The sequence below is a fragment of the Kribbella sp. NPDC051770 genome (genome assembly GCF_040681455.1).
GTDB lineage: Bacteria > Actinomycetota > Actinomycetes > Propionibacteriales > Kribbellaceae > Kribbella.
Map to the genome: position 1 here is coordinate 289,438 of NZ_JBFAYT010000009.1, position 25,829 is coordinate 315,266.

At 69.1% G+C, this 25,829-nt stretch carries 22 protein-coding genes and 1 riboswitch; of the genes, 18 read left to right on the forward strand and 4 right to left on the reverse strand.

Going from position 1 to position 25,829, the window contains the following annotated elements:
• Positions 1-67: 67 nt before the first annotated feature.
• A complete protein-coding gene (locus AB0M01_RS28640) occupies positions 68-943 on the reverse strand; it encodes an aldo/keto reductase (RefSeq protein ID WP_363674851.1) in 876 nt (291 codons plus the stop codon).
• A gap of 430 nt (positions 944-1,373) precedes the next feature.
• Between AB0M01_RS28640 and AB0M01_RS28645 the strand changes: the two genes are divergently transcribed.
• The 8 genes from AB0M01_RS28645 (at position 1,374) to AB0M01_RS28680 (ending at position 11,574) form a co-directional block, all read left to right on the forward strand.
• On the forward strand, positions 1,374-2,639 hold the full coding sequence (locus tag AB0M01_RS28645) for a conjugal transfer protein (protein ID WP_363674853.1): 1,266 nt from the start codon (positions 1,374-1,376) through the stop codon (positions 2,637-2,639).
• A 46-nt stretch (positions 2,640-2,685) separates the two neighbouring features.
• Positions 2,686-2,973: a hypothetical protein gene (locus tag AB0M01_RS28650; protein ID WP_363674855.1), complete on the forward strand. Its 288-nt coding sequence runs from the start codon at positions 2,686-2,688 to the stop codon at positions 2,971-2,973.
• Positions 2,974-3,537, forward strand: coding sequence for a hypothetical protein (locus AB0M01_RS28655; RefSeq protein WP_363674857.1), 564 nt, complete (start codon positions 2,974-2,976; stop codon positions 3,535-3,537).
• On the forward strand, positions 3,537-6,422 hold the full coding sequence (locus tag AB0M01_RS28660; protein ID WP_363674859.1) for an ATP-binding protein: 2,886 nt from the start codon (positions 3,537-3,539) through the stop codon (positions 6,420-6,422). The genes AB0M01_RS28655 and AB0M01_RS28660 overlap by 1 nt, the downstream gene beginning before the upstream one ends.
• Positions 6,419-8,434, forward strand: a complete 2,016-nt coding sequence (locus AB0M01_RS28665) for a hypothetical protein (RefSeq protein WP_363674861.1) — start codon at positions 6,419-6,421, stop codon at positions 8,432-8,434. The genes AB0M01_RS28660 and AB0M01_RS28665 overlap by 4 nt, the downstream gene beginning before the upstream one ends.
• Positions 8,435-8,441: 7 nt before the next feature.
• A complete protein-coding gene (locus tag AB0M01_RS28670; RefSeq protein ID WP_363674863.1) occupies positions 8,442-9,338 on the forward strand; it encodes a hypothetical protein in 897 nt (298 codons plus the stop codon).
• Between the two features lie 4 nt (positions 9,339-9,342).
• Positions 9,343-10,509, forward strand: coding sequence for a hypothetical protein (locus tag AB0M01_RS28675; RefSeq protein ID WP_363674865.1), 1,167 nt, complete (start codon positions 9,343-9,345; stop codon positions 10,507-10,509).
• 141 nt (positions 10,510-10,650) lie between these two features.
• Positions 10,651-11,574, forward strand: coding sequence for a M48 family metalloprotease (locus tag AB0M01_RS28680; protein WP_363674867.1), 924 nt, complete (start codon positions 10,651-10,653; stop codon positions 11,572-11,574).
• 55 nt (positions 11,575-11,629) lie between these two features.
• Here the strand turns inward: AB0M01_RS28680 and AB0M01_RS28685 are convergent, their stop codons facing one another.
• A complete protein-coding gene (locus tag AB0M01_RS28685) occupies positions 11,630-12,715 on the reverse strand; it encodes a winged helix DNA-binding domain-containing protein (protein ID WP_363674869.1) in 1,086 nt (361 codons plus the stop codon).
• A 202-nt stretch (positions 12,716-12,917) separates the two neighbouring features.
• Here AB0M01_RS28685 and AB0M01_RS28690 point away from each other — a divergent pair, with 202 nt between their 5' ends.
• The 7 genes from AB0M01_RS28690 to AB0M01_RS28720 all read left to right on the forward strand — a co-directional run bounded on the left by AB0M01_RS28690 (position 12,918) and on the right by AB0M01_RS28720 (position 21,416).
• Entirely contained in the window at positions 12,918-14,384 is a 1,467-nt protein-coding gene (locus tag AB0M01_RS28690; RefSeq protein WP_363674871.1) for a M36 family metallopeptidase, read from the forward strand.
• Between the two features lie 51 nt (positions 14,385-14,435).
• The gene (locus AB0M01_RS28695) at positions 14,436-15,350 is read left to right on the forward strand and encodes an oxidoreductase (RefSeq protein ID WP_363674873.1); all 915 of its coding nucleotides are present in this window, start codon (positions 14,436-14,438) and stop codon (positions 15,348-15,350) included.
• An 84-nt stretch (positions 15,351-15,434) separates the two neighbouring features.
• A complete protein-coding gene (locus AB0M01_RS28700; RefSeq protein WP_363674875.1) occupies positions 15,435-16,514 on the forward strand; it encodes a lactonase family protein in 1,080 nt (359 codons plus the stop codon).
• Positions 16,515-16,602: 88 nt separating this feature from the next.
• Complete coding sequence (locus AB0M01_RS28705) at positions 16,603-19,068, forward strand: LamG-like jellyroll fold domain-containing protein (protein ID WP_363674877.1); 2,466 nt, start codon at positions 16,603-16,605, stop codon at positions 19,066-19,068.
• Between the two features lie 79 nt (positions 19,069-19,147).
• Positions 19,148-19,999, forward strand: coding sequence for an aldo/keto reductase (locus AB0M01_RS28710; RefSeq protein WP_363674879.1), 852 nt, complete (start codon positions 19,148-19,150; stop codon positions 19,997-19,999).
• Positions 20,000-20,157: 158 nt separating this feature from the next.
• Positions 20,158-21,051 (forward strand): hypothetical protein, encoded by an 894-nt coding sequence (locus tag AB0M01_RS28715; RefSeq protein ID WP_363674881.1) that lies wholly within the window; start codon positions 20,158-20,160, stop codon positions 21,049-21,051.
• 22 nt (positions 21,052-21,073) lie between these two features.
• Positions 21,074-21,141, forward strand: a riboswitch (guanidine-III (ykkC-III) riboswitch).
• Positions 21,142-21,161: 20 nt separating this feature from the next.
• Positions 21,162-21,416: a hypothetical protein gene (locus AB0M01_RS28720; protein ID WP_363674883.1), complete on the forward strand. Its 255-nt coding sequence runs from the start codon at positions 21,162-21,164 to the stop codon at positions 21,414-21,416.
• Here AB0M01_RS28720 and AB0M01_RS28725 read toward each other — a convergent pair.
• Positions 21,413-22,267 carry a hypothetical protein gene (locus tag AB0M01_RS28725; RefSeq protein WP_363674885.1) on the reverse strand — a complete coding sequence of 285 codons (855 nt, stop codon included), beginning with the start codon at positions 22,265-22,267 and terminating at the stop codon, positions 21,413-21,415. The genes AB0M01_RS28720 and AB0M01_RS28725 overlap by 4 nt on opposite strands.
• Before the next feature lie 184 nt (positions 22,268-22,451).
• On the opposite strand from AB0M01_RS28725, the gene AB0M01_RS28730 reads away from it, so the two are divergent.
• Genes AB0M01_RS28730 through AB0M01_RS28740 form a run of 3 tightly spaced genes read left to right on the forward strand, consistent with a single transcriptional unit; the run spans position 22,452 to position 25,428 of the window.
• Positions 22,452-23,486 (forward strand): MoxR family ATPase, encoded by a 1,035-nt coding sequence (locus tag AB0M01_RS28730; RefSeq protein ID WP_184793736.1) that lies wholly within the window; start codon positions 22,452-22,454, stop codon positions 23,484-23,486.
• A 29-nt stretch (positions 23,487-23,515) separates the two neighbouring features.
• A complete protein-coding gene (locus AB0M01_RS28735) occupies positions 23,516-24,475 on the forward strand; it encodes a DUF58 domain-containing protein (RefSeq protein ID WP_344168433.1) in 960 nt (319 codons plus the stop codon).
• Entirely contained in the window at positions 24,475-25,428 is a 954-nt protein-coding gene (locus tag AB0M01_RS28740; RefSeq protein ID WP_363674888.1) for a VWA domain-containing protein, read from the forward strand. Before AB0M01_RS28735 ends, AB0M01_RS28740 begins: the two co-directional genes overlap by 1 nt.
• Here the strand turns inward: AB0M01_RS28740 and AB0M01_RS28745 are convergent.
• A complete protein-coding gene (locus AB0M01_RS28745; protein ID WP_363674890.1) occupies positions 25,425-25,829 on the reverse strand; it encodes a hypothetical protein in 405 nt (134 codons plus the stop codon). The two genes, AB0M01_RS28740 and AB0M01_RS28745, sit on opposite strands and share 4 nt — an antisense overlap.

Sequence of the window (25,829 nt, forward strand, 5' to 3'; positions counted from 1 at the left end):
CCGGGGCAAAATGCCCCCGCGAAGGATCTGCCGCTCCAGCCCGGCGCGACGCCGGACCGGGGCGGGATCAGATCGGGATGTCGACGAACGGAGACGTGTAGTCGTGCACCTCGTCCAGGATCGCCGCCGCGGCCTCCGGCGTCAGGTCGGCCCGCTCGCGCTCCGCGATCACCATCTGGCGCAGCAGCCGGGTCTCGCCCGCGGTGGCCAGCCCGGTGATCTCGGGGTGCCCGTTGAGCAGCCAGGCCGTCGCGGCGGTGATGTAGCGCTGCTCGTCGAACGGCCGGTACCAGGTCGAGTACGTCTTCTCCTCACCGTCGGTCCAGTTCCGCCGGGCGATCATCTTGATGGTCATCAGCGCCGCGTCGGAGGCCTGCACGGCCTCGACCAGCGCCGCGTAGTCGTCGGCGTACTTGGGATCGGTCGAGAGCCGGTAGTTCAGCGGCGTGAGCACCGAGTCGAAGTCGAAGCGCCGCAGCCCCTCGGTGTGCACGGCCGGCGCCTGGTCGGTGTGCCCGGTGATCCCGATCGCGCCGACCATCCCCTCCTCCTTGGCACGTACGGCGGCCTCCAGCGACCCGCCCTTCCCGGTCACGAGATCCAGGTTCTCCAGGTCGCACACCGCGTGCATCTGGATCAGGTCGATCCGGTCGGTCTGCAGCCGCTCCAGCGAACGGTTGATCTCCGACCAGGCCTCGTCGTACGTCCTTCGCCCGGTCTTGGTCGCGAGGAAGATCCGGTCCCGGATCTCACCCATCCGCGGCCCCAGCCGCAGCTCCGCGTCGCCGTAGTCGGCGGCCACGTCGAAGTGGTTCACGCCGGCCTCCAGCGCCTCCTGGATCGACGCGTCGGCGGTGTCCTGATCGACCCCGCCGAGCGCCGCGGCGCCGTAGATCAGGACCGAACTGCGGTGCTCCAGCCTGCCCAGCCGTCGAGTCTCCATGCCAGTCCTTCCACAAGTCCTTCGGGATGCCGGCCCAGGGGTCGGCAAAGTCACCAAGAACCTATTACTTTGACCCCGCGCCACGACAGAGTTTTCCACAGGCTGGTACGGGGATCGACTACACTGCGTGATCAGTTGAATCGGTTCTCTACCCTGTCCTTCGCACGGATTTTCGAACCTGTCCGCGGCGTGTGGCATGGTTTGCGCTGCCTGATCGAGCCGGTCGGGCATGAGAGAGGAGCTATGGCGACGGTACCGAAGGTGTCACGCTTGCGGTCGAAGTGTGCATCTGCCCCCGAGTGGGGTAACAGTATGGCTGCGGGGAGCGATGGAGCATCCGGATCCTGGTCTCAGGACTCCCGGAGGACAGTTGCTTGCCGTATCCTCCCGGCTACTGTCCGCATAACTGCTGTCTGAGGGGCGGGGAGAGATGAGTTGGTGGCGAACGGTCCTGAACTTGCCGCCAAAAGGTGAGCACTGGTCGGACCAGCGGCGGACGAAGAAGCCCAAGGGCCGTCCGCAGAACACCGCACCGGAGTGGTGGCAGCACCCCGACGGCCCGGTGTCACCCACCCCTCGCCAGGCCCAGGGCGTCGCCGCGCAGTACAGCGCACCCCCGGCCGCCAACGGCGGGGTGATGGCGCCTCCGCGCCGCCCCCAGTCACCCGACGCACCCCGTACGGCGAACCAGCAGCCGCCGCAGCACGCGGCGGCTCCCGGCCAGCGACCCCCGGAGCGTCTCCGCCAGCGGTCCCCGCACGGCGCCCACGCGGCACCCCAGCCGCCGCGTGGCCCGGTGGACCCCGGCCAGACCCCCTGGGCGACCGAGCCGGAATCGTCCTTCTCGACCTGGGCCCGCCGGTTCTTCCGCGGCCTGGTGGTCGCCGTGCTGCTGCTCGCGGCGATCAGCGGCGTCCGCTCCTGGATCCGGCCGAACACCGGGACCGGCAACGGCGTCGTGACGAGCCAGTCCGGTTTCCCGGCCGACGAGGCCCGCGCGGTCGCGACCAGGTACGCCGTGTCCTACCTCAACTGGGACGAAGGCAACCCGGACGCCCGCCCGGCGCAGATCGGCCTGGACCTGGCCGCCGGGCTGGACGCCCGCGCCGGCTGGAACGGCCGCGGCAAGCAGACCGCCAACGCGGCGTACCCGGGTGAGGTCAAGGTCGACCCCAGCGGCGTCACCGCCGTGGTCGACGTCCGGGTGCAGGTGCGCGCGTTCACCAAGCAGGGCCGCGGTTTCGCCGGCGGTCCGTACACCTGGCAACGGGTTTCGGTGCCGGTGGCCCGGACCTCGTCCCGGATCGTTGCCAGCGGCCCGCCCACGTTCGTCGCCGACGAGCGGGTGGCGCTGCCCGACAACATGCCGGACGCCGGCGTACCGGACGACGACCTGACCGCGGCCACGCTGAAGGACGCGGAGGCGTTCTTCAGCGCCTACGCCGAGTCCGACGCGAAGGTCGAGGCGGTGGCCGCCCCGGGGGCGGCGATCCGCAGCCTGAACGGGTCGGTCAAGCTCAGCGACCTGAAGGACTGGCAGGTCTTCACCGGAAACGATGACGAGCGCCGGGCCACCGGTGCCGTCACCTGGAACGGGACGGGGGACACCACCCTCGACCAGACCTACACGCTCACGCTGCGGCGCACGGTGGCCGCGGACGGGGCACAACGATGGCAAGTGGCTGCCGTCGGATGATCACAGCCAACTGCCGGACGACCAGAACACCTTGGGAGACACCGCAATGATCACGACTCAACTGGTAGCCGGCGTGGTGGAGCTCACCGCGCCGCTGGCCGACCCGAACGTGCCCACCGGCGCGGACTTCAAGGACTGGGTCCTGGTCATCGCGGGCAACATCTTCATCGCCATCCTGGTGCTGCGGGCCATCGGCCACTACTTCAAGCGCGAGTGGGGCGAGCTGTTCGGCCACATCGCGGCCGGCGTACTGGTCGGTGGGCTGATCTACGCCAACAACCAGACGATCAACGTGCTCAAGGGCTTTTGGGGATTGCTCTCCGGGGGTAACTGAATGCGCGTCGGCCGGACCCTGACCCACCACTTCGAGATCGAGACCCGGCAGTACGACCTGCTCGGCATCGACCTCGGAGAAGGCGCCCGTCGCCGGATGATCATCTTCGGTGCGGTGATCATCCTGCTCTGGATCGCCCTGCTCGTGCCGTTCATCGGCGTACCGAAGAAACCGACGGTCAGCCTGTACGTCGTACCGCCGTTCGTGATCACCGCGTTCGGCTGGCGGGCCGGCAAGCACCACGAACGCCGCCGCCGCGTCACCGAGTGGGCGCTGGCCGTCCGCTACGCGTTGCGCGCGCACCGCCCGATCATCGGGCTCGGGGCCCGGGCGGCGGACAAGACGGAGTACCTGCCGTGGCGTGAGCGCGTCGCGACCCAGAAGGTGGCCAGCCTGGCCAAGGCCAGGGTGACCCCGGAGTGGGAGCGCGAGGTCGTGGAGGAGCTCGACCCGCAGGTCCGCGCGGGTGCGGACATCACGGTGAACCAGCGGGCCCGCCTGCTGGGGTCGGACTACGTGCAGAAGGTCAGTCGCAGGACCACGTCCTCGGGGAAGAGGCACTGATGAAGATCGCCGACAAGCTCCTCAACCTGGTCGGAGTCGGCCGTGAACGCGGTCTCCCGCCGCCACGCCTGGTCGCGATCGCCGACGGCCTGCTGGTCACCGAGCGCAGCGCCGAGGCGTGGTTCCTGATCTCCGTCGCGAACACGGACCTGGCCACCGAGGGCGAGCAGGACGCCGCCCTCGACGCCGCGGTCAGCGCGGCCGCGACGATCCTCGGCGACCGGCTCAGCCACCTCAAGGTGGTCTGGGGCCGTTCGACCGGCCAGGACTACATCGACTCGGTCGCGGGTCACTACCGGCTCGGCGACCACGAGGCCTGGGCGCAGACCCGCGCCGACCGGATCGACGAGATGCGGATGCCGGAGCGGTACGTCGCGCTCGGCGTGCACCTCAGCGATCGCGACCCGCGCGCGACCGCACAGGTCCGCGGCTCGATCAGCGACGCCCTCGGTACGACGTCCTGGCGGGTCAGCGCGCGCGAGCTCGCGCACCTCGACGAGCGGGTCCGCAAGCTGGCCCGTCAGCTCGGCTCGACGGTCTGGCGGGCGCACACCGCGCCGGCCGAGGTGATCTCCTGGCTGGTCAGCCGCGAGATGCACCGCGGCGCCGTCGCCGCGCCCCGCCGCGGTCTGATCACCGGCGCCTCGCTGGCCCGCCTCACGGCCGGACGAGTCGTCCCGTACACCGACCACCTGCGCATCTACGACACCCGCGGCCAGATCGCGGCGTACACGAGTGTGCTGGCGATGACCGACTTCCCCGAGGAGCTCGAGACTCCGGGGCCGGGGGAGTGGCTGCGGACGCTGTCGGAGATCAAGGCGATCGACGACGACGGCGACGAGATCGACGTCACCGTCGAGGCGTCGGTGCGGTTCCGGGTGCTGACCAAGAAGACCGCGCGGCACCTGGTCGACGAGACCCGCAAGTCGGCCAAGGAGCAGCGCCGCTCGGCCGCCAAGGGTACCGCCGAGGAGACCGCCGACGAGATCGTCGAGACCGAGCGGATCATGCGCGAGGTCAAGCGCGACATCAACCGGTCCGGCCTGACCCTGGTCGAGGACCACCCGCGCCTGCTGGTCAGCGCGGACACCCGCGAGGACCTCGAGGCGTACGTCGACGCCGTCATCGCGCACTACGCCGACCGCGGCATCACCGTCGCGGCGGGCGCCGACGAGCAGCGCGACCTGTGGCTGGAGTCGCTGCCCGGCGACCAGCTCCGGGTGCCCGACCTCGGGCACGTCCGCGAGTCGACGGCGTTCTTCGGCTCCTGGTTCTGGGGCGGCGCGTCGATCGGTGACGCCACCGGCCCCTCCATCGGGTACCTGACCGGCTCGACGCCGGGCCTGGTCCGCTTCGACGCGGCCGCCGGCTCGGCGCTCGGCGACGCGACCACGACGCTCTTCCTCGGCCGCTCCGGCCGAGGCAAGACCACCGCCGCGATGCTCGGCGGCCTCGACTCGGCCTTCGCCGGCGCATGGGTCCCGCTGCTCGACCTGAAGGGCGACGCCGCGGGCGTCTCCGCGGTCGCCGCGGAGTACGGCGTACCGACGGCGGTCATCGAGATCACCGCCCAGTTCTCCGGCGCCGCGGACCTGCTCCGCGTCCTCCCGGTCGACGACGCGCTCCTCCAGGCGCCGTCGCAGCTGATGCTCCTGCTCCCGCCACACCTCCGCGGCGCCGCGGAAGCCCCCGTCATGGCCGCGACCCGCGCCGAGATCCAGTCCCCGGACCCCTCGTCCTGGGGCGTGATTCAGCGCCTCTGCGCCTCCGAGTCCGAAACCACCCGCACAGTCGGCTTCGCCCTCCGAGACCTCGTCGAAACCGGCCTGGGCTCCGTAGTAGCCGGCCCACCCTCAGGCCTCTCGTCCCTCACGACGAACCCGGGCCTCTGGGTAGTCCAGATGCCAGGCCTCACCCTCCCCTCACCCGAATCGGCCCCGGAATCCTGGTCCCCGATCGAACGAGTCGGCATGGCCTGCCTCCGCGGCTGCCTGGCCTGGATGGTCCGTACGACGGGCCGCCGCGAGTTCCGCGGCCGCTCGAAGGTCGTCATCGTCCCCGAGGTCCATCTCCTGACGAAGACCCCCGACGGCGCCAGCTTCCTCGACTACATCGCCCGAGTAGGACGAGCCCTCGGCGCATCCCTCGTCCTGGACACCCAGGACCCCGCGTCGATCCTCAAACTCCCCGGCCTGGTAGAGCAGATCACCACCCTGTTCGCCTTCTCCCTACGCTCCCGCGAACAGGTCGATTCCCTCCTCGAACTCCTGGGCCGCCCCCAAACGGCCCCCTACCAAACCCTCGTCCGAGGCATCAACACCGCAGCCAACGGCAAATCCATCCGCCACGGCCACTGCATCATGCGAGACCGCTGGGACGAGGTCGCCACCGTCCAGATCGACATCCCCAGCCAACGCGTAGCCGACCTCCTCCGCACCACCCCCGAGTCGGAACACGCCCTCGAACCCACCCAACCCATCCCCACCCTCCCCGAGGACCTCGACCCCTTCGCCGAAGACGAAGAAGACGACGCCCTCCTCCCCGAACCAGCCGCCACCGCCACGGCCCAAGCCGAAGCCCACACCCTGGACCCAGAGCCCACGGTGGACGTCCCGGTCCAGGACACCCCAGCTCCCTCCGAGCCAACCCCCACGACTGCAGCCCCCGCCGCCGCCACAAACGGCGCCACTCCTCCCACCCCACCTGCAGCCCAACAACCTCCTCTCTCCCCAAACACCAACGGCCACACCCCCCACCCCACCCACCACGAGTCCCCCATCGGCCCCGACGAGGTCTACGACCAGGAAGCCGACGACCCGGGCTACAACAAGGCTATGTACAACCCGGACAACCCCCACCCCACAAAGAAAGAGCACGTAGGATGACGTGGCCGCGCCGTGCCCGAACGGCGCTCACCGTCCTCGCCATCTCCTTCATCGTCACCGCCCAGATAGCCCTCGCCGCCGACCCCGACACGGGCCCCACCAACCCCACCGGCTTCGGCGACCTCCTCCCCACCCCAGACCTGACCCACGGCGATACTCGAACCCTGTTCGAGCAGTACAGCCCGACGGTCTACGGCCTGGATTTCGAGACCAGCTTCAGGGACCCGGTCGAGGCAGTCTTCAACGGCTACGCCCACATGGTGATGCTCTACATCGTGGCCATCACACGGGCCGCGATCTCGGTCGGCTGGTGGTTGTTCTCGTTCACCGATCTCAAGCCGCTCACCGAGACGGCGGCTACGGCGATCGGGTCGGTCAACACCGAACTGGTCGGTTGGCTACTGCCGTCGGCCCTGGCGTTCGGCGCCATCGCCGCTTATGCCGCCCGACGAGCCAACGGCAGCGCAATGGGGCAACTGGTGTGGGTCTTCGCCGCGGGCCTCCTCGCCACCAGCTTCGCCGTTGCGCCATCGACGTGGCTGTCGGGCGTCGACGGTGCCCGACAGGTCGGTTCGGACGCCGTTGTGAGTACCTCGAACGAGGTGCTCGGCAGCACGGTCAAGGTGCCCATTCCGATGCCGGAGCCAAGCTTCTCCGGTACGGCTCGGGACAATCTGCTGCGTAAGTCGGGCGATGCGACCTGGCGAGCCTTCGCGGCGACACCTTGGTGCGTAGCGGAGTTCGGCTCTCTGGCAGCCTGCCAGCGTTACGGCAAAGCGATCCTCGACAAGGGCACCGACGGCGATGCGAGGACGAAGTACATCGATACCGAGGTCAGCAACGCCGAAGGTGGGGGCAACTCCGCGACGGTCAAGTGGGCCAAGGGCGACAACCCGTTCGGGCGCGTCGGAGTTCTGACGCTCGGCGCGATCGCAGCGACGCTGTTCGCCTTCCTGACCGTTTCGCTGGCCTTCACGGCGCTGATGGCATTCGTCGGTTGCATGCTCTTGCTGGTGGTCGGTGTGTTGTTCGCCTGTTTGTGGGCGGTGCCCGGGCGAACCCGGCAGTGGGGCATGAACTGGTTCGAAGCGCTGCTCGGCCTCGTCCTCCAGTCGATTCTCGCGCTCCTGGTGTTCTCCACCACGCTCGCGTTCGTCACGGCCGTCTTCAGCCTGACGGACACACTTGGCTGGCTTCCGGTGAGCGGTCTCGCGATCGCGGTGCTGATCGCCGGCTTCCGGCTGCGGCGCCTGTTCGAGAGCATGAGTTCGATGATGCGTCCGGGCGCGGGAAGCCTGTTGATGGGAGGCTTGGCGCGGCGCGGAGCCATGACGGCGGTACGTCGCCTGATGGGAGCTGTGGGCAGTCGGGCAGCGAGCCCGACGATGGGGGAGCGATTCGCGGGTCGGGGTGGCGGCGCATCTGACCCGCCCGCGGAGCGAGCCACTGCGGTACGGGTGTTTCGGCAGGCGCCGGCGATCGGTGCAGGTGGGCCGGGCGCGCTGGCCCGCCAGCAGCCGGCACACGAGATCGGGGGCGGACAGGAACGTCGTGCGATTGGTTCCGGTGCGAGCTCGACCGGTACCGGTCCAAATGCCCGCAAGGAGGGTCTGCTGGGTCGCTTGAGGGACCAGCCGCGAGGTGCTCAAGCAGCAGCTCTCTCGACCGCACCTGCTCCGGGCGACACCTCGCAGTCCGGGCGACGTCGAGCGATTTCGGTTGGGCTGGCCTCGACCCCAGGCACGTCGGCATCCGGAGCCACGAGTAGTGCCGCAGCTCCCGGCACATCGTCTGACAGGCGTGGCAGACATGCTCGGGAAGCCAAACCGGCGCCCGCGTCGTCGAGCCGCTTCGAGCCGCGCGTGCACAGCCACTCGGCCAGCCTTCGTGACGGCCCGCCGAAGACTGTGCGGGAGCGTCGGCGATCGGCGGCTGGTACGCAGCGCCGGTTCCGGGAGTACTCGACAGTGACCAAGGACGGCGTGACCGTCATGGTGCCCAAGCGCAGGTGATCCGGGGATGACCAAGCGGAACCGGACGCCCACCGGTGACAACCCCGATCGCACCGACGGCGAGAACACCTCCGGGGGAGCCCGGCGGCGTCCGGATCAGCCGTCGAACTGGCGCGACGTGATGAGCTCGGACTACTCGTACCCGGAGGAGATCGACGATCTCGGCCGGCGTGAGCGAAGGCGGGCCAAGCGCTCCTGGCGTCGTGACGATCAGGCTCAGCGGATGGCGTGGCTGCGGGATCAGCGGCGAGCTGAGCCGACGAGCCCTGTCACCGTGATCGTGGCTGTCGTGATTCTTGCCATCGTGGTTCTGGGATTCGGCGGTGGCCTTCCGCGCCTGCTCGGCAAAGACGAACCAGCGGGTCCCAATGTCGGTCTGCTCACGCCTTCGGCGCAGCCGCCGCAACCAACGCCGGGCGACGATTCTGAGCAGAGTTCGCCGACGGACACACTGACTCCTGAAGCCACGCTCTCCACGCCACCCGTGCTGACCGAGCGGCCGTCCGGGCTGGCGACCACTGCGGCAGCCGATATTGCGACCCGATGGGCCCGGACCTTCTACACGCGCGATCCGTCGATCGAGAGTTATGCAGACCTGGTCCAGCGGACCGGGCCGTACATCAGTGACGAAGTCGGTGCGAGCCTCACTGCTGCCGGCGACTCCACCTACGAAGCGCTCAAAGCGGACGGCGGCAAGTCCAAGGTCGTCTCGCTGACAGTCGGCGTCCCGAGACCTGAATCTGCTCCGGTCGACACACCGACGCGCATCAGCCGTCTGCTCACGATCACCATCGACGTCACCGGCAAGCAACCGAACCGCATCGTCCTGCCTCTGGTGGTCACCCTTGTCCCCGAGGACTCGGTCTGGGTGATCAGTGATCTCAACGGCGGGGCGGGACCATGACGAAGTGGGTGAGCTGACCGTGTTCGAGGAGCGGCAGCAGGGAGGACTCTTCGGCGCTGTGGCCGGACAGTCGATGGTGGTGAAAGCCGTAGGCGTGATGGCGGCACTCGGACTGATGACACTGGTCCTCGTTGTGCCGTTCGGGGCAGGCGACAGCAACTTCGCCTCAGGGTGCCCAGGCAGCAACGGAGCTCGTGCCGACGATCCGCCGGCAGACGCATCGACGAGAGCGCGTCAGGTCGGCTTCGCCAAGATCATCGACTCCGTCGCCGTTGCCCGCGGTCTGCCCGGCCGCGCGACGCTGGTAGCGCTGATGACCGCACTGCAGGAGTCTCAGCTCGAGAACATCGACTACGGAGACCGAGACTCTGTCGGTCTGTTCCAGCAACGGCCTTCGGCTGGATGGGGAACTGTCAAGCAGATCCTCGATCCGAGATATGCGGCCGAAGCCTTCTTCGGTGGTGCGAATCCGCCGAGTCCGCCCGGACTGGTCGACATCGACGGCTGGCCGTCGATGTCCTACACCGAAGCAGCTCAGGCAGTTCAGGTGTCTGCGTTCCCGAACGCGTACGCGCGGCACGAACGTACTGCTCAGCAGATCGCGGCCGAGGCTGGGATCGACCTGTCCCGACCTGGTGATCCGTACGCCGGCCGTACCAAAGCAAAACCGACCGACAACGCGTCGCCGGGAGAGCAGCAGCTGCTTGACGAATGCGACGACGGACAGGGATTGATCGCGGGCCGGCCGGTCAATGGTGTCTGGCCGCCACAACGTCCCAGCGTCACCGATCCGACCGGAACCGGTGGCCTGGTGACCGAACGCACCGCGCTGTGGGTTGCCCAGGCTCGTGCGGCGTTGGCCAACCCGTCGATGAGCTGCTGGGACCGGCATGCCTGGAACCCGACCAGCGATCACCCCCAGGGCAAGGCCTGCGACGTCTTCGTGGGGGGCGATTCGCGGCGCGCGCCCGCAGCACGGGCGAAGGGCGATCAAATTGCGAACTGGACGATCTCGACGGCAGGAAAGACAGGCGTCCGGTACCTGATCTGGTATGGAAAGATCTGGAGCGCGCGCACTGGTCAGTGGAAGGTCTACAACGGCGGCGGTGTCTACGATCCGAACAATGCAACTGGCGGTCATTACGACCACGTCCACGTGTCGCTCTACTGAAGACAGGAGCGTCGCATGAACAACGGGAACGGCCCAGATGATGGCCGCGAGCCAGAGCCGCCGAGTTCTTTTTCTCATCCGCCGCAGGGTCCACCTCCCGAGGCAGGACGTCCACAGTTGCCTGGCGGTGCATCAGGTGAGGTGAACCGCGCAGTCCCGTCGTCGAGCGGTCCGCAAGACCCGGGCGGGACCGGTCTGCTGGTGGCCGAGTCCTTGAACAGTCTGCTGTGGGCGGTCGCGAGCTTCGTGATCATCTACTGGATCTGTCAGGCATTCGATCTGTACGAGGGCACATGGGTGCTCATCTCGATCTGGATCTTGACCGGCCTGATCGTGCTGTGGCCCGGCTTCGACGGTTTGGTCGCTCGGTACCTGCTCGGTCTGAGGCAACCGACGATGGTCGAGAGACAGCGGCTTGCGCCGAGCTGGATCGGTGCTGCGACCCGCGCACGTGTCGACCCCCATCGGTACACGCTGTGGATCGAGGCGGGCGAGAACGCCACCGGGACCGCCGCAGGTGGCTACACCGTGACGATCACCGGATGGGCGCTCTACACCTTGCCGCCGAGCCACCTGGAAGCCGTACTCGCACAGGACCTCGCGACGCACTTGCGGGGTCGTACCTGGGTGAGTCGGTTAGCTCTGTGGTACTCGGTGCCGACTCGCATCGTCGCGCTCGTGATCAGGTTGCTGCTCAGATTGAGCCGGACCATCCCTGCTGTCGGGTGCACGATCATCGGCTTCCTGATGGTGTCCTACTTCGGATTCATCCTCGCGTCGCTGATCTTCTACGACAGCTTGCTGGTACCGCTGTTGTTCCTCTCACCGCTGTTCGCGCCGTTGCTGTTCATCGGAGTCGGCAAGCTCGTGGAGCGGATGGCGGATCGCGCCGCGGTGGATCTCGGCTACGGCCGGCGCCTGCTAGAGGTGTTCTACGGCTGGCAGGCGCAGCATCAGGAGACTGCACGCCGGATCGGGCTCAGCCAGCCGGATTGGATGAGCGGTCAGCCTTCGGTGGCGGAGCGGATCCGGGCGCTCGAGGTCTACATCCAGCAGCCCCGCTGATCGAACGTTCGGCCGGTACGACAGCTCGATCCCTTTGGGGTCGGGCTGTTGTGGTTTACGGGGCGAGGAACTTGACCTCGTGGGTGGATTCGGGGGCTGCGAAGGCCAGGAGCTGGCGGGCTTCCGATTCCAGGGCCGCGCGGGTGGCCTTGGCGAGTTTGGTGATGGGCTGGATTTCCAACGCCTTGGGGTGGAGCTTCCACAGCGCTGTGACTTGGCCGTTGTGGAGGGCCGCGCCCCGGGTGAGGATCTCGGTGAGGGCCAGTTGCTTTCTCGTGGCGTCGGGGATGAATCTGGTGCGGTCCTGGTGGGAGAGGAGGAGGTTGTCGTACTCCGGGAGGAAGCGGACCGGGACGGGGAGGTCCTCGGGTGGTAGCGGGGTGTCGGGGAGGTCGTAGAGGATTTGGCCGGTGGGGGAGGTGTAGGTGCGGAGGGGGAGGTGGGGGAAGACTTCGGACAGGTGGGTCAGGCCGGACCAGGTTTGGGTGTCTTGGATTGAGGCTGGGCCGAAGGAGTTGAGGTAGCGGAGGATCAAGGGCGCTGGGTTGGGGTTTGGGGTGATGGGGGTGTTCAGCCAGAGGTCGGCGGTGGTGAGGGTGGGGTTGGAGCCTTGGTGCCAGAGGCCTCGGGGTGGGGTTTGGAGGGTGGGGAGCAGGCAGCGGATGGCGTGGGCCAGGGACGCTGGGGGGTGGTTGGGGAAGAGAGGGGCCAGGTGGGTTCGGAGCTGGGTGGGGGTGGCGGGGGATTCGGCTAGGCGGGCTTGGCCGGCTGCCAGGACTGCGGGGATGTCCAGGCCGTCTAGGTGGTGGCGGCCGTAGGTTTGGTTCTGGTAGATCTCTCGGTCCAGGCGGGGCTGGAAGAGGGCTCGGTAGGCGAGGAAGTCGCGGCTCGACATCAGGTGGATGGTGGCTCGCATGATGGAGCCTCGGACTGCCGCGCGAGTTTCCAGGAGGGTTGAGAGCTCTGTTGGGTTGAAGTCGGCGAGGCGGGACCAGAGGCCGACGTACGGGGCTTGGGGGCTTTGGGCTTGCATGCCGACCAGGTGCTCCAGGGCCTGCAGGGGTGTGGCCTCGTGGCGGGTGGTGAGCCACTGGCGGTGGAGGGTGGCTCGGTTGAGGGCCTGGAGGGTCAGCTTGGTCATACGAAGACGGTACGAGGGGTAGCGGTCAGGATTTGGCCGCTAAGAAGGCGACCGTGGGCGGGGGCAAGGCAGTGGCGTCTTTGTGCCGGGGAGCGGGGTTTTCCCTTGCCGCCGGTTGTATTGCTTCCCAAGACAGTGGTGGGCGAACTAGGGTCGCGACGGATCGTAGTCGTGTCACCACGGATGTCCACAGGGAGGGAAGATGTCGAAGCGCAAGGCGGTCGCGGCAGTCACTGCCGGGGCCGCGGCGGTCACGCTCGGGATGTCGTTCACCAGCGCCGCGGGGGCGGCGCCGGGGAGTGCCGATGCCGTGCCGGCGAACCTGAAGCTGATCAAGACGAAGAACTCGTTGCTCGGCAAGCACGTGTGGTACCAGCAGACCTTCAAGGGACTGCCGGTGATCAACGGGTACTACGCGAAGCACACCGACAAGTCGGGCAAGGTGCTGCAGGTCTCCGACGGCCGCGACGCCGTACCGGACTCGCTGGACGTGACGGCCAAGGTGCCGTCGGCAACGGCGACGAAGTCGGCGAACACCGTGGTCGGCGCGCGGGCCGCGCGGAACCGGATCGCGCAGCCGAACAAGAGCGTCGTACAGACGCCGGCCGCGACCAGCGGTGCCGCGCAGCTCGCGGTCATCGGCGGGCCGAACGCGCGGCTGGTCTGGAACGTCACCTCGCGCTCGTCCGAGGGCGTCAGCCGGTCGCTGGTCGACGCCAAGAACGGTGCCGTCGTCGAGTCGAAGGTGATCAGCGACAACGTCGACGGCAAGGGCTCGGTGTTCGACCCGAACCCGGTGGTCAGCCAGAAGAACGAGGACCTGACCGACCAGAACGACAAGAACCAGAACGCCCTGTTCGTCGCGCAGAAGAACGTGATCCTGCGCAACCTCGACGGGTCCGGCAAGCTGAACGGGACCTACGTCAACATCGCCGAGGCCAAGGGCGGCGTCGCGCAGAACAAGAACAACACGTTCGTGTACCAGCGCGCCAACGACAAGTTCGAGCAGGTGATGGCCTACTACCAGGTCAACCAGACCCAGGAGTACATCCACTCGCTCGGCTTCACCGAGGTCAACAACGAGTCGCAGGACTTCTCGATCAACACCTACGAGGGCGACAACAGCTTCTACGACCCGTCGACCGACGTCATCACGATGGGCGAGGGCGGGGTCGACGACGCCGAGGACGCCGAGGTGATCTGGCACGAGTACGGTCACGCGATCCAGGACGACGTCGTCCCGGGCTTCGGTGAGTCGCTCGAGGCCGGTTCGATCGGTGAGGGCTTCGGCGACTACTGGGCCGTCCAGCAGTCGATGCCGGTCAGCAAGAACTACGACATCCCCTGCGTGATGGACTGGGACGCCACGTCGTACACCGACGGCCCGAAGCACTGCCTGCGCCGCACCGACACCGGCAAGACCACCGACGACATCGTCGGCGAGGTGCACGACGACGGTGAGATCTGGTCGAACGCGCTCTGGGACATCCAGAAGGCGCTCGGCCGCACCAAGGCCAACAAGGTGATCCTGCAGGGCACGTTCTTCTACGCGCCCGACACCAGCTTCGCCGACGCGGCCCGCGTCACCGTCCAGGCGGCTCGCCTCCTGTACGGCAAGGGCGTCGCCGCCCAGGTCACCGAGGCCTTCCAGGCCCGCAAGATCCTCTAGTACGCCGTACGACGCGCTGCCGGCTCGTGCGCCCACCGCTACTGTGGGCGCATGAGCTGGAGCACTGCGGACATCCCCGACCAGTCCGGACGGCGAGTTCTCGTCACCGGGGCCACCAGCGGCATCGGCTACGCCACCGCCCTCGAACTGCTCAACCGCAACGCCGACGTGCTGATCGCGGCGCGCAACCCGGAGAAGGCCGCGAAAGCAGCCGGCGAAATGAGCAGCCGGTCGGGCAAGGCCCCGGAAGTCGTCGAGCTCGACCTCGCCGATCTCGCGAGCGTCCAGAAGGCCGCCGAGCAGCTCGGCGAGAAGTACGACCGCCTCGACGTGCTGATCAACAACGCCGGCGTGATGGCGCCGCCGTACCGCGAGACGCCCGACGGGTTCGAGCTGCAGATGGGCACCAACCACCTCGGCCACTTCGCGCTCACCGCCAGGCTGATGCCGCTGCTCAGCCAGGCAGCGCAGCCGCGGGTCGTGACGGTCAGCTCGTTCATGCACAAGACCGTCCGGGGGATCAGCCAGGCGGACTTCACGCCCACGAGCTACCGCAAGTGGGACTCGTACGGGAAGTCGAAGCTCGCCAATCTGTTGTTCATGCACGAGCTCGGTCGCCGCGCCCGGGCGGCCGGGTCCCCGCTGCTCAGCGCCGGAGCGCATCCCGGCTACGCGTCGACCCACCTGCAGGCTGCGGGTCCGGAGCTGGCCGGCCGGCCGCTCCAGGCGAAGGTCTGGGGAGCCGCGACCCGGCTGGTCGCCCAGTCGGCCGAGGCCGGCGCCTGGCCCACCCTGTACGCCGCGACGCTGCCCGACGCCCGGCCCGGTCTGTTCGCCGGGCCTGGCTTCTTCGACTACCGCGGCGCCCCGCGACCCGCTCGCGCGAGCAGCCCGGCCCAGGACCCGGAACTGGCTCGCAACCTGTGGGCCTGGTCGGTAGAGGCGACGGGCGTCGATCCGTTCTGACCACCCACCGTACCGGTAGGGTGACACAGAGGTGATTTCGTAGCTAGTCTTCGATAATCTTCGACCGCCCCCGGAGGCTCACCCATGGCAACGACCCGACGCACCTTCCTCGGTCTCACCGCGGCGCTGGCCGCGTCGACCGCGACCCCGGCGCTGGCCGCCGGCCGAGCGACGACGAATCTCTACATCGGCACCTACACCTCGGCCGGCGGCACCGGCATCGGCCTCGCGTCGTACGACGCCACCACCGGCGCCATCACGAGCAACGGCGTGCTCCCAGGAGTCCAGGAGCCGTCGTTCCTGATCGCGTCCCCCTCCAGGAAGTTCCTGTACGCCGTCAACGAGCAGACCAACGGCGGCGTCACCGCGATCGCGGTCGATGCCCCCGGCAAACTCCGCGTCCTGAACCGCCAGTCCACCGGCGGATCCGCGCCCTGCCACCTCGCTCTGGTTGCCAATGGCAAGTATCTGCTGAGCGCCAACTACGGCTCCGGCGATGTCGCCGTCCACCCGGTCAAGGCCGACGGCAGCCTCGCCGCCCGGACCGATCTGGTCAAGCACGTCGGCGCCGCCCCGCATGCCCACCAGGTTGTCCAGGACCCGACCGGCAACTACATCCTCGCGGTCGACCTCGGCACCGACACGGTCTACACCTACACGATCACGACGTCCGGAAAACTGAACGAAACGGCCCAGGCGACGCTCAAAACCGGCGCCGGCCCCCGCCACCTGGCCTTCCACCCGAACGGCCGCTTCGCCTACGTCGCGAACGAGCTCGACAGCACCGTCGTCCCCTGCGCGTACGCCGACGGCCGCCTCACCCCCGGTACGCCGCTCCCGACGGCCCCGGCCGGCCCGCAGAACTATCCCGGCGAGGTGATCGTCTCCGCCGACGGCAACTTCGTCTACGTCACCAACCGCGGCCACAACAGCGTCGCGGTCTTCGCCGTCGGCGACGGCGGCGCGACGCTGACCCGGATCGCGACGCCGTCGGTCAACGGCGACTGGCCGCGGCACTGCGCCATCGACCCGACCGGCACCCTGCTCCTGGTCTCCAACCAGCGCTCCAACACCATCACCACCTTCCACAGAAACCAACAGACCGGAACGCTCACCCCGGCCGGCACCTTCAGCACTCCGAGCCCGGTCTGCACGCTGGTGTGATGTTCGATTCTGATTGAGCCCTTGCAATTCTGTCGTGGGAGCGTTTCCATCGTGCTGTCCTTTCCCCGCCCCGGAAGGAAACCTCAGCATGAAACGACGCCTCGCCGCGGTCGCGGCCGGACTCCTGGCCGCGACCGCGATCGTCGTCCCGACCTCCCAGGCCGCATCGGCCTGGGAGCCCGGGACGCCACCGCTCAGTACCCCGTGGACCGATGACGTCTCACCCACCAACGCGCTCCCGGAGTACCCGCGCCCGCAGCTGACCCGCCAGCGCTGGCAGAACCTGAACGGCCTCTGGGAGTTCGCGGCCGCCCAGCCCAACGAGGCGCCGCCGTTCGGGAGGCAGCTCGCCGAGAAGGTCCTCGTCCCGTACCCGATCGAGTCCGCCCTCTCCGGAGTCCAGCGCCACGAGGACCGGATGTGGTACCGCCGCACGTTCACCGTGCCCAGCGGCTGGAAGGGCCAGCAGCTCCTGCTGCACTTCGGCGCCGTCGACTACGACGCGAAGGTCTGGGTCAACGGTCGCCAGGTCACCACCCACCGCGGCGGCTACGACGGCTTCTCGGTCGACATCACCAACGCCCTGCACCAGCGAGGCCCGCAGGAGGTGATCGTCTGGGCCGAGGACCTCACCGACGAGACCTTCCAGCCGATCGGCAAGCAGCGCGAGGTCGGCGACCACGGCATCTTCTACCAGGGCAGCTCCGGCATCTGGCGCACCGTCTGGATGGAGCCGGTCGCCCGCTCCTCGATCGAGCGCCTCCAGCTGACCCCCGACGTACCGGGCAAGGCCCTGAAGCTCACCGCCGACACCACCGGTCCGACCAACCTCGACGTCGAGACGACCGTGTACGACGGCAACCGCAAGGTCGCCACGAAGCGCGGGAAGGCCAACCAGCAGCAGACAATCCAGATTCCCAACCCGAAGCTCTGGTCCCCGGACAGCCCCTTCCTCTACACCCTCAAGGTCAAGCTGATCGACCGCGGCAAGGTTGTCGACGAGGTCGGCTCGTACGCTGGACTCCGCGAGGTCGGCAAGCTGAAAGGCGCCGACGGCAAGCTGCGCCTGGCCCTGAACGGCAAGATCCTCTTCAACCTGTCGACGCTCGACCAGGGCTTCTGGCCCGACGGCCTGAACACCGCTCCGACCGACGAGGCGCTGCGCTTCGACCTCGAGCAGCACAAGGAGCTCGGCTTCAACACGGTCCGCAAGCACATCAAGGTCGAGCCGGACCGCTGGTACTACTGGGCCGACAAGCTCGGCCTGATGGTCTGGCAGGACATGCCGGCCGCGAAGACCGACCCGATCCCGCCGGCCTGGCAGGCGCAGTACAAGGCGGAGCTGCACGAGATGATCGAGGAGCACAAGAGCTTCACCTCGATCACCACCTGGGTCCCGTTCAACGAGGGCTGGGGCGAGTGGGACCTGGCCGAGACCGGGCGGATCGCCGACAGTGTCAAGGCCCAGGACCCGTCCCGGCTCGTCAACGCGCACAGCGGGATGAACTGCTGCGACTCGCTCGGCGACTCCGGCCGCGGCGACATGATCGACCACCACGCCTACCTCGGTCCGGCGACGGCAACCCCACAAGGCGACCGGGTCGCGGTCGACGGCGAGCACGGCGGCTTCGGGCTGAAGACCGAGAACCACATGTGGTTCGGCGACGGCTTCGCGTACGAGATGACGCCCGACTCCGCGACCCTCACCCGCCGGTACGTCGAGAACCAGCGCGACGTGCTCCGCTCGGCGAACACCTGCGGGATCAGCGGCTCGGTCTACACCCAGATCACCGACGTCGAGGGCGAGGTGAACGGCTTCTTCACCTACGACCGGCAGGTCCCGAAGATGGACTTCGCCCAGGTCCGCACCATGAACGAGCAGATCATCGCCGAGGCGGACGGATCCGGCAGCAGCGGTCCGACCCCACCGCCCGGTACGCCGGGTGCCGACGGCATCCACTTCTACCCGCTCGACGGCACCGGCGAAGATGTTGCCGGTGACAACGATGCGATGCTCCAGAACGGCGCGACGTTTGCCCCTGGCAAGAACGGCCAGGGCGTCGCGACCAACGGCAGCAACCAGTACGTCGACACCGGCGCCCAGCTGCTCGACACCAACGGCAACTACACCGCGACCGCCTGGGTGAAGCTGAACAAGGCCGACGGCGGTTTCCAGACCGTGGTCAGCCAGGACGGTGACCGGGACAGCGCGTTCTTCCTGCAGTACTCCGGCCAGGACCAGCGGTTCGCGATGAGCTTCCCCGGTCAGCGCGCGCTCGCGCCGGCCAAGCCGAACCCGGGTCAGTGGTACCACCTGACCGGCGTACGGGACGCCGCGAAGGGTGAGCTGCGGCTGTACGTCGACGGCGCGCTGGTCGCGACCAAGGCGGCCTGCACACTCGACGCGACGTCGACCGGGAACACCGTGATCGGCCGCGGCAAGTTCGGCGGCAACCCGGTCGACTACCTGGACGGCGTGGTCGACCAGGTGCACCTCTTCGACCGCGCGCTGGACGCGACGGAGGTGAAGGCCCTGTACGAGTCCGGGCGCTGATCGACGCCCACGCGGGGCCCGAGATGCGAAACCGTCGCGGAGGCCTGATCCTGGTAGAGCCGACCAGGGAGGTGTGAGGATGACCGCTCCCAGCCGTGTGCTCGCAGCACGGACAGCGACCCGTTTCCGTCCACCCCGTTTCGGTCTCGGCGGTTCCCGGCTCGGGATCGCCGAGGCCACCGCCGCGACGGCGACGGTGGACGCGGCCTACGCCGCGGGGATCCGGTTCTTCGACACCTCGCCGGCGTACGGCGAGTCCGAGCGGCGCCTCGGTGCGGCGCTCGCGCCGCACCCGCGGTCGGGGTTCCTGCTGTCCACGAAGGTCGCGGCGGGTCTGAGCAGCGACGGGGTCCGTGCATCGGTCGCCGCGAGTCTCGAGCGGCTCGGAGTGACGACGCTCGACCTCGTCTTCGTGCTGGACCCTGGTGACCGGCCGGTTGGTGCGGCGTACGGCGTACTGGCGGATCTGCGCGAGGAGGGCAAGGTCGGCGCGATCGGTGTCGCCGGCCGGGAGTGGCAGCGGCTCGACCGGGCCGTGCGCGATCACGAGCTTGACGCGGTGCTGCTGGCCGGGCAGTACTCGCTGCTCGATCGCAGCGGGCTGCCGTTGCTGGATCGCTGCCAGGCCAGGGGAGTGGCGGCGATCGTCTCCGGGGTGCTGACCCGCGAGATCCTGCTGACCGACCGCTCCCGGCAGAACACCGACCCGCTGACGATCCGCGCGCGCCGGATGTCCGCGGTCTGCGAGCCGTACGGCGTATCGCTGCCGCAGGCCGCGCTCGCGTTCCCCGGCCGGCACCCCGCGGTGACGTCGGTGCTGATCGGCGCGGCGGCCCCGGCCGAGATCCGCGCCGACGCGGCACTGGTCCGCCAGCCGGTGCCGGAGCAGTTCTGGCGCGATCCCGAGCTGATGCGGTTGCTGGGTGAGTGACTGCTCTTGCTCCGCGCCGTTGACGCACGTCGACGGTCACGAATTGGTTGTCCAGGGCAACAAGTGGATGTCGAGCAGAGTGGCGACTGCAGCGACTGCAGCGACTGCGGCGCGCTCAGCCTGTGCTCCGCGAACATCAGCAACAACGGACCCCGAACGTGAACCTCGACCGAGTGCTCGTGGAGAACAACCAGTCCGTCGGAGGTGGAGGCGGCGTCTGGCTCGGCTTCGGCGCGCTGCACATGTACAAGGGCTCGTTGGTCGGCAACAGTACGACCAGCAACGGCGGCGGCACGGGGACGATCGACGCCACCGGACCGTTCGACCTGTCGTTCGACGAGACGCCGATCAACCACAACTCCGCGACCGGCGACGGCGGCGGGCTCGCGGTCACGAACGGCGCCGTGGCGACGCTGTCCCACGTCACGATGGCCGACGACGAAGCGGTTATCGGCGAGCACGTGGCCGCCGTACCGGCTGCTCAGGTGCGGTCCGGCCGGAGTGCGATCGTGCTGCCGAAGGCCGGTACGTCGTGCGCGGGCATCGGCGGGGCGTTCGCCGGTACTTCGCTGGGTTTCTCCGTACGACGGGACGCCAGCTGCGGCAGCATCGCGTCGGATCTCGTGACCGCGGCTGATCCGCAGCTCGCGGCGCTCGCCGGGAACGGGTTCTCGCGGGTGCGCGTGCCGGCGCCGGCGAGTCCGCTCGGCGGGCGCGTTCCGGTCGCGAGCTGTCTGGTCGAGGACGATCAGCGGATGATGCCGCGCCCGGCCGGGGCGAACTGCGAGGCCGGGTCGGTCGAGATCGTAGAGGCGCCGAGCCTCATCGCCGACGTCAAGGCGCTGCATCTCCCGAAGGCGGTCGAGGCGGCGCTGGTGCTCAAGCTGGAGCTGGCGCGGGTGGCGGTGCAGAGGAACCAGAAGCCGGTCGCGAAGGCGCTGCTCACGGCGTTCGTGCTCGACGTGAAGCTGCTCGCGGCGCAGAAGATCGTCCCGGCGCCGGCCGCCGCGCAACTCGTCGCGAAGGCGACGGCGATCAGGAACAGCCTCTGAGAACCGGATCGGTATCGTAGGCGCGGGTCCGCGGTCGCGGGCCCCCGGACGAGACGGCGCCGTACCCGGCCGACGCAAAGACGACGCCAGCCCGCGGAGGGGCACGCGCCATGCATGCTGTCGACGTCCTGGAGATCGCCGGTGCGATCACCATCCTGATCGCCTTCGCCGCCTCGCAGGCGGGGAAGCTGGAGCAGAAGACGCTCAGGTACCAGGTGCTGAACCTGGTCGGCTCAGGCGTCCTGGCGGTGATCGCCGGGGTCGAGCGGTCCTGGGGGTTCCTGCTGCTCGAAGGCACCTGGGCGGTGGTCAGCCTGATCGGGCTGATCGCACTGCTCAGGTCGAGGCAGCAGGCCAGCAGCTAGAAGCGGTCGGCGGGGTCGACCGGGGTCCCGGGGGAGTTCGGGTTCGGCGTACCGGGCCCAGGACCGGTCGACCCGGGGCTGCCGGGGCTCGTGCTGGGCTGCGGGGTGCCGGGGCCGGGTGAGCCGGGCGGTGGCGTGGTCGGGGTGATCGTGACCGTCGTGGTGCCGCTCGGGTTCGGGATGATCGGGGCCGGGTCGACCTCGGGCGCATTGCGGAACAGCAGCCACGCGATCAGTACGGCGAGCGCCATGATCAGCGCCATCGCGAGCAGCGACAGGACCAGCGCGAGCCGCGACGCCGGCCGCAGTACGGCGGGCCAGGGCAGCGGCCAGATCCGGAACAGGCCCGGGCGGCGCCGGCCCTCCCAGTAGTGCCGGAAGTCCGGGCCGCGGACGCGACCGATCTGCGGGATCCTGTCCATCAGTACGGCGGACAGCACGTCCTCGCCGCGGCGCTCGGCGATCAGCCGCTCGTCGGCGGCCGAGCTGGAGCCGTCGTCCTCGCGCAACGGGCCGAGCGCGACCCAGAGCGCGAGGTCGTCGTCGTCCGCGTCGTTGTGCGCGAGCACCGACTCCCCGGGCAGCTCGTCGACCGCCCGGACGAACCGGTCCCGCGCCGAGGCGTCGTCGGCCGAGCCCTCGGTCATCATCGCGACCACCGCGCCGCGGCCGGTCTCGTCCGCGGCGGCGTACAGGTACCCGGCGGCGTTGGCGCCGAGCCGGCCGCGCAGCCAGAACTCGCCGACCCGCGGCGGGTCCTCCGGAAGCAGCGGGAGCGCGTCCGGGACCAGCTGCGGCGGCTCAGGGGCCTGCGGCGGCGCAGCGGCAGCGGGAGTCTCGGTCGCGGTCATCGGGGTCAATCCCATCACATCCTCGGTAACACTGTCGCGACCCGGCCGTCCAGGGCCGGTCCGGAGTGGAATTTGGGTGGGTGGGGAGGATGGTTGACGGGCCTTTGGGAGGTTTGCCCCCGGATCTGATGGAATGGCCGTTGTTCCCGAGCACCAGGCCCGTGCGGGCCCCGGAAGGACTGGCATGACCGAAACCACCGTCCCGGCAGGGTCAGTGGCCCAGCAGTCTCGTCTGGTCGGCGAGGCGATCACCGAGGTCAAACGCGTGATCGTCGGCCAGGAGCACATGGTCGAGACGTTGATGGTGTCGTTGCTGGCCAAGGGCCACTGCCTGCTCGAGGGTGTGCCGGGGGTCGCCAAGACGCTCGCCGTGCGGACCTTCGCGTCGGTGGTCGGCGGCTCGTTCGCCCGGATCCAGTTCACCCCCGACCTGGTGCCCTCCGACATCGTCGGGACCCGGATCTACCGGCAGACCCGCGAGGCCTTCGACATCGAGCTCGGCCCGACCTTCGTGAACTTCGTGCTCGCCGACGAGGTGAACCGGGCGCCGGCCAAGGTGCAGTCGGCGATGCTGGAGCTGATGGCCGAGCGGCAGGTGTCGATCGGCGGCCAGACCTTCCCGATGCCGAAGCCGTTCATCGTGATCGCCACCCAGAACCCGATCGAGTCCGAGGGCGTCTACCCGCTGCCCGAGGCGCAGCGCGACCGCTTCCTGGTCAAGATCGACGTCCCGCACCCGCGCGGCCACGAGGAGTTCGAGATCCTGCGCCGGATGAGCGTCGACCCGCCGCAGCCGCGCCAGGTGCTGCAGCCGGAGACGATCATGGAGCTGCAGCGCTCGGCCGAGCAGGTCTTCGTGCACAACCTGGTCGCCGAGTACGCCGTCCGCCTGGTGATGGCGACCCGGACGCCGACCGACTTCCACCTGCCGGACCTGGAGCCGATCATCGAGCTCGGCGTCAGCCCGCGGGCGACCCTCGGCCTGATCTCGGCCGGCCGCGCGCTGGCCCTGATCCACGGCCGCGACTACCTGCTGCCCAGCGACATCCAGACCGTCGCGCTGGACGTGATGGGGCACCGGCTCGGCCTGACCTTCGACGCGATCGCCGACAACATCGACGCCCGCGCCGTGATCGAGCGGATCCTGGCCACCGTCCCGCCGCCGCAGCCGGTCTGGCGCGACGGCAACGACCAGTCCGGCCGGCCCGAGTTCGTCTAGTGGCCAACCGACCCGACCCGAGGGCTGCGATGACGATCTCGCAGCTCGCGCCCGAGCGTGCGTTGCGGCGCCTCGAGCTGACCGTCGTACGGCGGCTCGAGGGGTACCTGCACGGTGAGCACCTCGGGCTGCTGCCCGGGCCGGGGACCGAGCTGGCCGAGGCCCGCGAGTACCAGGTCGGCGACGACGTCCGCCGGATGGACTGGGCGGTCACGGCTCGTACGACGATGCCGCACGTCCGCGACCTGATCGCCGACCGCGAGCTGGAGACCTGGGCGCTGGTCGACCTGTCGGCCTCGATGGACTTCGGGACCTCGCAGCTGGAGAAGCGCGAGCTCGCGGTCGCCGCCGTGGCGACGGTCGGGTTCCTGACCCACCGCCTCGGCGACCGGTTCGGCGGGCTGATGCTGCGCGACTCGACGCTGCGCCGCTGGCCCGCGCGTTCCGGCCGGCTCGCCCTGTACGGGCTGCTCCGCGCGCTGCTCGCCGAGAAGGACCACGGCGAGCACAAGGCGCGCAGCGACCTGGCCGGCGCGCTGGACTCGATGGCCCGGACGCAGCGCAAGCGCGGGCTGCGGGTGGTCGTGTCCGACTTCCTGACTCCGGAGGACGGCGAGATCGACTCCCGGATGGAGCCGTCCTGGGAGCGTGCGATGCGCAAGCTGACCGCGCAGCACCAGGTGCTCGCGGTCGAGATCGTCGACCCGCGCGAGCTCGAGCTGCCGAACATCGGCGTCGTGATGATCGGCGACCCGGAGACCGGCGCGGTGCGCGAGATCGACACCCGCAAGCGCCGGGTCCGCGAGGAGTACGCCGCCGCGGCGCTCGCGCAGCGGGAACGGACCAGGACCGCCCTGCGTAGGGTAGGAGCCGGGCACCTGGTTCTGCGGACCGACCGGGACTGGGTCGCCGACACCGTGCGGTTCGTGCTCGCCTACAAGCGAGTCGCGCCGCGCCTGCACCAACCGCCGAAGGGAGTGGCTCGCTGATGGAGTTCCTGTCTCCGGCCCGACTCTGGTTCCTGCTGCTGATCCCGCTGGTGATCGCGGCCTACATCTACCTGCAGCACCGGCGCGCCCAGTACGCGTTGCGCTTCACCAACATCGCGCTGCTCGACCGGGTCGCGCCGCGCCGCCCGCAGTGGCGCCGGCACCTGGCCGTCGGGCTGGGGCTGCTGGCCGCGTGCTCCTGCGTGGTCGCGTTCGCGCAGCCCAAGGACGAGGTCAAGGTGCCGCGCGAGCGGGCCACCATCGTGGTCGCGATCGACGTGTCGCTGTCGATGATGGCCACCGACGTCGACCCGAACCGGCTCGAGGCGGCGAAGAAGTCGGCGAAGAACTTCGTCAACCAGCTGCCGTCGAAGTTCAACGTCTCGCTGGTCAACTTCGCCGGTACGGCGTCCATCATCGTGCCGCCGACCACCGACCGGGCGACCGTGCAGCGGTCGATCGACGGCCTGGAGCTGGCCGAGTCGACCGCGACCGGTGAGGGCATCTTCACCTCGCTGCAGTCGCTGACCCAGGTCCCGCCGGACCCCGAGCACCCGAACGACCCGGCCCCGGCGCGGATCGTGCTGCTGTCCGACGGGAAGCGTACGGTCGGCCGGACGGCGCAGGAAGGCGCGCAGGCGGCCAAGGCGAAGAACACCCCGATCTACACGATCACCTTCGGCACCGACTCCGGCTTCATCGAGATGGACGGCATCCGCCAGCGGGTCCCCCCGGACCGCGCCGAGCTGCGCAGCGTCGCCGAGATCACCGGCGGCGAGGCCTACACCGCGGAGTCCGCGGGCGAGCTGGAGGACGTCTACAAGGACATCGGCTCGTCGGTCGGCTACGACAAGGTGGACAAGGAAGTGACGTCCCGCTTCGCCGGCATCGCGATGCTGTTCACCCTGGCCGCAGCCGGCGCGTGCATCGCGATGGCGTCGCGCTTCCCCTAGGCGTCCGGCTGGGCGTTCGCCGTTCGGGTGAAACCGCCCAGGTGCTCGGGGAACACAGTGATCGGGATGCCCGCCCCGGCCAGCTGGTCGAGCATCTCCAGGATGGCCGGCGTCGGTGCGCCGTACAGCCGGATCGCGGTCGTGCCCTCCAGGGTTTCCTTGTACGACAGGTCCGACTTCTCCGCGAGCACCCGCATGTGGTGCTCGAAGGAGGCGGTGTCGGGATGCACCTGGACGTACTCGACCTCGGTGCCGTCGGCACTGACGTACTCGTGGAACGCGATCGTGCGCGGCTCGTTGTCCTGGATGAACCGGACCCAGCCGGGCACCCGGTCCTTCTCCGCGGCGAGCTTGCCGTCGCGGACCTTGTTCGTGGCGACGAAGACGAACGCTCCGGTCAT

Bases quoted from the DNA above. Each gene is read 5' to 3' on its own strand.
- AB0M01_RS28640 (WP_363674851.1), bottom strand. From the start codon at position 943: ATGGAGACTCGACGGCTGGGCAGGCTGGAGCACCGCAGTTCGGTCCTG.
- AB0M01_RS28645 (WP_363674853.1), top strand. From the start codon at position 1,374: ATGAGTTGGTGGCGAACGGTCCTGAACTTGCCGCCAAAAGGTGAGCAC.
- AB0M01_RS28650 (WP_363674855.1), top strand. From the start codon at position 2,686: ATGATCACGACTCAACTGGTAGCCGGCGTGGTGGAGCTCACCGCGCCG.
- AB0M01_RS28655 (WP_363674857.1), top strand. From the start codon at position 2,974: ATGCGCGTCGGCCGGACCCTGACCCACCACTTCGAGATCGAGACCCGG.
- AB0M01_RS28660 (WP_363674859.1), top strand. From the start codon at position 3,537: ATGAAGATCGCCGACAAGCTCCTCAACCTGGTCGGAGTCGGCCGTGAA.
- AB0M01_RS28665 (WP_363674861.1), top strand. From the start codon at position 6,419: ATGACGTGGCCGCGCCGTGCCCGAACGGCGCTCACCGTCCTCGCCATC.
- AB0M01_RS28670 (WP_363674863.1), top strand. From the start codon at position 8,442: ATGACCAAGCGGAACCGGACGCCCACCGGTGACAACCCCGATCGCACC.
- AB0M01_RS28685 (WP_363674869.1), bottom strand. From the start codon at position 12,715: ATGACCAAGCTGACCCTCCAGGCCCTCAACCGAGCCACCCTCCACCGC.
- AB0M01_RS28690 (WP_363674871.1), top strand. From the start codon at position 12,918: ATGTCGAAGCGCAAGGCGGTCGCGGCAGTCACTGCCGGGGCCGCGGCG.
- AB0M01_RS28695 (WP_363674873.1), top strand. From the start codon at position 14,436: ATGAGCTGGAGCACTGCGGACATCCCCGACCAGTCCGGACGGCGAGTT.
- AB0M01_RS28700 (WP_363674875.1), top strand. From the start codon at position 15,435: ATGGCAACGACCCGACGCACCTTCCTCGGTCTCACCGCGGCGCTGGCC.
- AB0M01_RS28705 (WP_363674877.1), top strand. From the start codon at position 16,603: ATGAAACGACGCCTCGCCGCGGTCGCGGCCGGACTCCTGGCCGCGACC.
- AB0M01_RS28710 (WP_363674879.1), top strand. From the start codon at position 19,148: ATGACCGCTCCCAGCCGTGTGCTCGCAGCACGGACAGCGACCCGTTTC.
- AB0M01_RS28720 (WP_363674883.1), top strand. From the start codon at position 21,162: ATGCATGCTGTCGACGTCCTGGAGATCGCCGGTGCGATCACCATCCTG.
- AB0M01_RS28725 (WP_363674885.1), bottom strand. From the start codon at position 22,267: ATGACCGCGACCGAGACTCCCGCTGCCGCTGCGCCGCCGCAGGCCCCT.
- AB0M01_RS28730 (WP_184793736.1), top strand. From the start codon at position 22,452: ATGACCGAAACCACCGTCCCGGCAGGGTCAGTGGCCCAGCAGTCTCGT.
- AB0M01_RS28735 (WP_344168433.1), top strand. From the start codon at position 23,516: ATGACGATCTCGCAGCTCGCGCCCGAGCGTGCGTTGCGGCGCCTCGAG.
- AB0M01_RS28740 (WP_363674888.1), top strand. From the start codon at position 24,475: ATGGAGTTCCTGTCTCCGGCCCGACTCTGGTTCCTGCTGCTGATCCCG.
- AB0M01_RS28745 (WP_363674890.1), bottom strand. From the start codon at position 25,829: ATGACCGGAGCGTTCGTCTTCGTCGCCACGAACAAGGTCCGCGACGGC.